This is a genomic window from Nocardia flavorosea NBRC 108225 (assembly GCF_001613385.1).
Lineage (GTDB): Bacteria > Actinomycetota > Actinomycetes > Mycobacteriales > Mycobacteriaceae > Nocardia > Nocardia flavorosea.
On the sequence record NZ_BDCG01000049.1, the window covers coordinates 1 to 5,083 of the forward strand.

At 65.0% G+C, this 5,083-nt stretch carries 4 protein-coding genes and 2 pseudogenes; 4 read left to right on the top strand and 2 right to left on the bottom strand.

Annotated features, from left to right (window positions below; all coding sequences use genetic code 11):
• Positions 1 to 107 precede the first annotated feature (107 nt).
• Positions 108 to 1,175, top strand: a complete 1,068-nt coding sequence (locus NFL01S_RS33685) for a Rieske (2Fe-2S) protein (protein WP_063916140.1) — start codon at positions 108 to 110, stop codon at positions 1,173 to 1,175.
• Between the two features lie 71 nt (positions 1,176 to 1,246).
• Positions 1,247 to 1,509, top strand: a pseudogene (locus NFL01S_RS35075) (MFS transporter); the annotation flags it as partial.
• Between the two features lie 260 nt (positions 1,510 to 1,769).
• Here the strand turns inward: NFL01S_RS35075 and NFL01S_RS33695 are convergent.
• Positions 1,770 to 2,473: pseudogene (locus tag NFL01S_RS33695) on the bottom strand (transposase); the annotation flags it as partial.
• Positions 2,474 to 2,896: 423 nt separating this feature from the next.
• The gene (locus NFL01S_RS33700; protein WP_157117324.1) at positions 2,897 to 3,136 is read right to left on the bottom strand and encodes a hypothetical protein; all 240 of its coding nucleotides are present in this window, start codon (positions 3,134 to 3,136) and stop codon (positions 2,897 to 2,899) included.
• Positions 3,137 to 3,642: 506 nt separating this feature from the next.
• On the opposite strand from NFL01S_RS33700, the gene NFL01S_RS33705 reads away from it, so the two are divergent.
• Both NFL01S_RS33705 and NFL01S_RS33710 read left to right on the top strand, forming a co-directional pair.
• Entirely contained in the window at positions 3,643 to 4,068 is a 426-nt protein-coding gene (locus tag NFL01S_RS33705) for a hypothetical protein (protein WP_157117325.1), read from the top strand.
• A partial coding sequence (locus NFL01S_RS33710; protein WP_218019660.1) for a replication initiator occupies positions 4,068 to 5,083 on the top strand: 1,016 nt, incomplete at its 3' end. The genes NFL01S_RS33705 and NFL01S_RS33710, both read left to right, overlap by 1 nt.

The following is a 5,083-nucleotide window of genomic DNA, read 5'->3' on the forward strand; positions in this document are numbered from 1 at the left end:
TTACCCGGCCACGATCTGCACACCGTGCCGACCAGCGGCCGCAACGCCCTACTGCGCCGACTTGCCACCCGCTACGCGACGACAATCGCATCTGCCGAGGACCTTCGATGAGCAACCTCCTGTTTCGGCGTTGGCCCGATCGGTGGCCACTGCAACCCATCGACCCCGGAAACTGGGCAGACCAGGAACCCACCTATCACGCCGCGAAACCCGCCCTCATCGCCGCCACACTCCAACGCGCACAAGAACGCCCGTCCGGGAATTGGTACGTCTTCGCCGCCGGCCGGGATATCCGCACCGACCGCCCGTTCGGATTCACCGTCGCCGGAGTCGAACTCGTCGCATGGCGTGACCGACGGCAACGACTCATCGTAGGTCCGGGAGCGTGCCCACACCTGGGCGCACCGCTGGCGCAAGCACGCATCGACTGCGGCGCCCTGGTGTGCCATTGGCACGGGCTGCGACTGGACAGCAGTGAGATGCCCGGCTGGAGACCACTGCCGTGCCACGACGACGGCGTCCTGGCCTGGGTCCGCCTCGACCATATCGACGACGGCAGCCCGCTCGAAACACCTGTTATCGGCGCCCGTCCGCCCGCACACCGGGCCATCGCCGCGGTAGCAACCCTCAGCGGAGTGTGCGAACCGGCCGATATCGTCGCCAACCGACTCGACCCCTGGCACGGCGCCTGGTTCCACCCCTACTCTTTCACTCACCTCGAAGTGCTCGAGACCCCGCCCCTGCAACACGACTCGGCCAACTCCGACGACCGGTTCCTGGTCGCCGTCACCTTCCGGGCTGGCGGCGGGCTCGGTGTCCCGGTGCGTGCCGAGTTCACCAGCCCAGAGCCCCGGACGGTCACGATGCGCATCATCGACGGTGAAGGATCGGGCAGTGTCGTCGAAACCCACGCCACACCACTCGGCCCCGGGCCGGACGGTGAACCACGAACCGCCGTCATCGCCAACTCGGCCCGCCCCGGCTTCGCCCGGGCCCGCCACGCCACCCGCTTCCTACGGCCGATAATGACCCGCGCCGCGACCCGGTTGTGGCGCGACGACCTGGCCTATGCCGAACGGCGCTACCGACAGCGGACGCAGAAACCGCAAACCGTCCCCCGCATGAACCAGCAGTCCGCAATGTTCAGAAAGCGCCGGTCGGACGCGACCGAATAACTTTTCCGAAACCACGTACCTGGATTCCCCCTCGGCCTGCGCCGCTCCCTCGAGGAGTCTATCTCGGTAGGGGGGCCGTGCTGGTCGGGCTCGGCACCGCCATGGTGTACCCGACCCTGCTCGCCGTCATCGGCGACGTCGCCCACCCCGCCTTGCGGGGCAGGGCCGTCGGTGTCTACCGGGTGTGGCGCGACCTCGGCTACGCCGTTGGCGCGGTCTTCGGTGGGATCGCCGCCGATCTCATGGGACTCCACGCCGCAGGGTAGCTGCCGTCATCAGTGCCGCCGCAGCAGTCGCGGTCGGGATTCGAATGTATGAAACCCATCCAGTCCGGCCCGTACTTCCTGAACAACTCACCGCTACAACGGCTCGGTCAGACCGTGGTGGCCCGGCCGAGCGCAGCTGGGCCACCACGGCAAGCGGGTTGGTCGAGCTCATGCGATGTGGGCGGAGTTCAGGTCTCGGTGTGCGACTTCGAAGGCGTGGGCTGACACCGCCGAGGAAGAATCGCGGGATTCACCGCCCGCATCACGCGGCCACGACCTCAACGGAGCGGCCACTCCATCAGTGACCACGATGACACCGAGCAACGCCGTCGACGTAGAGCGCCTGGTAGATCGCTTCGTGGCTGATACGCATGGATTCAGCATCGGGGAATTCGACCTCGAGGCGACGCGATATCTGTTCCGGACTCCACGATGTGACCCACGCACGATCACCCCGATGCGGTTTGTTCCTGCCCTTCCACTCCGGAGCGGCAGGGCCAGTGATCACTTTTCCGCCCGCGGTGCGGACCACACCGGAGAGTCTGTCCTGGACATACTGACGTAGCCTGGCGTTGGTGAGTAGCTTCGCGGTCTTCGGACGCCTCGCCCGCCGTTCCTCATGCCACTGAGCCGTCGACGCCTTGTAGTCCAGCCGATACGCGCGAGTGGACGCGTTGCGCCGCAGCTCACGCGAAATCGTCGACGGGTCACGCCCGAGCCGGCGCGCGATCTCGCGCACCCCCGCCCCCTGAGCGCGCCGCAACGCAATGTCCTCGCGCTCGCTCGACGACAAGTATCTACCCGAAACAGTATGGGGCAACCGAGGATTCACGCCACCAGCATGACGGAACCACCGAAACCCGACCGGCGAGGACACCCCCGCTTCCGCAGCAGCTTCCTCGGTCATGACACCACGTGTTATCGCCGCCCAGAACCGCACCCGATCCTCACGCCACGCCACCGTCGGTCGCCCGGTGACGGAATCTGCCCCCGATACAACTGGACCGCACGCCACCGTTTCACAGCACCCATGCAACACCTCCAAATCATGGTGTTGCGACGACCAGTTGAATCCAGCGACAGAGGTTCAAGCAGCTGCTACAGCTGCTTGAACCTCTGTCCACTACTCGGGGTGAACCTCAGTGCGCGTGCTGCGGGCCCTCGCTCTCGCCTTGCACATTCCGCCGGAACTGCTCGGATTGGCCGACCCACATTTTGATCGCGCGGATGTCGTAGCTGCGCGGGGGCTCGACCTCGCGGTGGATCGGTGAACCGAGACGGGTTCAGAGCAACTCGCTTCGGGTGGTGTTGCCGGACGACGGCATCGGCTACGCACCCGGGCTGTGTACTGCGCCCCCGATGTCTGCAGGTCTGGTCTGAACCTCTCTATCCCGCCGCTCGACACGACGGGATAGAGAGACTTCCAGGAAACCGTTGGTGACGCCGCCCCGATCCTCAGCGTCCTTGCTCGACGTAGAGCTTCCAAAGCATTATGCCAGACTTCTTGCAGTAAAAGTAACCGGGACCCGCTTTCTGATTACCAGCCACTGTGCAGGTAGCTTTGGTGGGATAGTTGCCCGCAAACTCGTAGATGACATCCTCCGCGTGCGCCGTGGCGGCAAGAATGGCCGAACTTGCCACGGGGGTCACCATCATCGCCAGCGCGATCACGCCTCGTCCGAATCGTCGTTTCATTTACCTTCTTGCCTTTCTTACTTCGGTATTTCGAACACGACGAAGCCTAACGGTCGTATCAACAGATTTCCCCGATGAGACCTCAAGAGATGGTCAGAACCAGGCCCGTCCCGCCCGGCCTTATCTGAGGCTCACCCCGGGTGTCAGCGGCCATGAGATCCTATTGGCCATTGACAGTCAGACCGTGGTGGCCCGGCCGAGCGCAGCTGGGCCACCACGGCAAGCGGGTTGGTCGAGCTCATGCGATGTGGGCGGAGTTCAGGTCTCGGTGTGCGACTTCGAAGGCGTGGGCTGACACCGCCGAGGAAGAATCGCGGGATTCACCGCCCGCATCACGCGGCCACGACCTCAACGGAGCGGCCACTCCATCAGTGACCACGATGACACCGAGCAACGCCGTCTCTCGAGATTCGTTATGTCAGTGGCGCGGAAGCGAAGCGCAACGCTGCCGCGCAGGCGAAGGTTCTTGCTGCACTGCTGAGGGCGATGGGCAGTCCGCTTCGAAGTTGGCTGCCCCTGGATTTCTGTGGCGTCGGGCGCGTGCGGACCTGTTTGCCCGGTGGATCACTGATCGTGCCCGGTCCCGGTTTCTGATCTGGTGGCGGTATGGCCGGAACTGGTCCCGGCTGATGAAGGCATGCCATCTGACGGTGTCGTCCCAAACCCGCGTTGTGACACCGAAGCTCGCCGGCGTGGAGATCGGGAAGGGCACGGATCGGGTGCGGCTGCGGATGCTGGAAGGCCAGTGCCCGGCCGACTACGAGAACCGCGTCGAAACCATCGCCCACGCGTTCAAGGCCGAGCAGTGCCACGCCTCGATTGTCGGCCCGGCCACCGTCGAACTGCGGTTCCGCTTCGGTGATGCCCTCGCCGACACGGTGCTGTTGCCTCGGGTGGATCACTGGAGCAAGCCGGAAGGAGCGTCCGCCTGATGACTGCTGTCACCTCGACCGATAAGGCTGGGGTACCGGTCCGGCAGACTGCGGCCGAGCGTCGTAACCTGCCGGATTTCCGGGATATCGCCCAGTCGCTGGCCGAAGACGAACACATCTGCGCCCGGCCGATTCCGATGCGCGGGTTCGATCCGGACTCGGGGACCATGGCCTATGTCGGTGCCCCGTGTAAGTCCACGGTGGCGTCTGTCTGCCCGGCGTGTGCGGAGAAGGCCCGGTTCCTGCGGATCACCCAGTGCCGGGAGGGCTGGCACCTGGACCGTGAGGCCGAAATCGAGAAGACCGAACCGACCGAGCATCAAACCGGTCTGCTGGCTGCCCGCTCGGACCTGTTCGACAGCTACCAGCAAGCCAAAGCAGACGGCGACCAGGGCATGATGGCCGGGATTCGGGAAGTCGTGGCCGACCTCGATGCCGAGATGCGTGAGTCCGGGTTCCGGGGCCGGCTACCCGCCTTTGACCGGGAGCCGAAAGCCCGGCGTACGCGGTCGACTCGTCGGCGCCAAGATGTCCCGGACCTTCCTCGGCTCAAGGTCGAAAAGAACACGGTCGGCCGCAAATACGCCGGGTTTCGGCCCTCGATGTTCATCACGCTGACCATGCAGTCCTACGGTGCGATCAACCGGGACGGCGCGGTGAACGACAAGGGCGAAACAGTGGGTGATGGTTCGCCTCGTGATCCGGAGTCCTACGACTACGAGCGTGCTGCCCGCGATGTTGTCCACTTCTCTGCGCTGTTCGATCGCTGGATTCAGAACCTGCGCCGGGCTGTGGGCTGGAACATCCAGTACTACGGGACGGTGGAACCGCAGAAACGTGGAGCTCCGCACCTGCACATCCTGATCCGGGGCACGGTGTCCCGCGAGATCGTTCGGCAAGTCACCGCGGCTACGTATCGGAACGTGTGGTGGCCTCCGCACGACCGGGCCAGCGAGGTCTACCCCGGCGATATCGTCCCGATTTGGGACCCGGCCCGCATGACTTTCGTGGATCC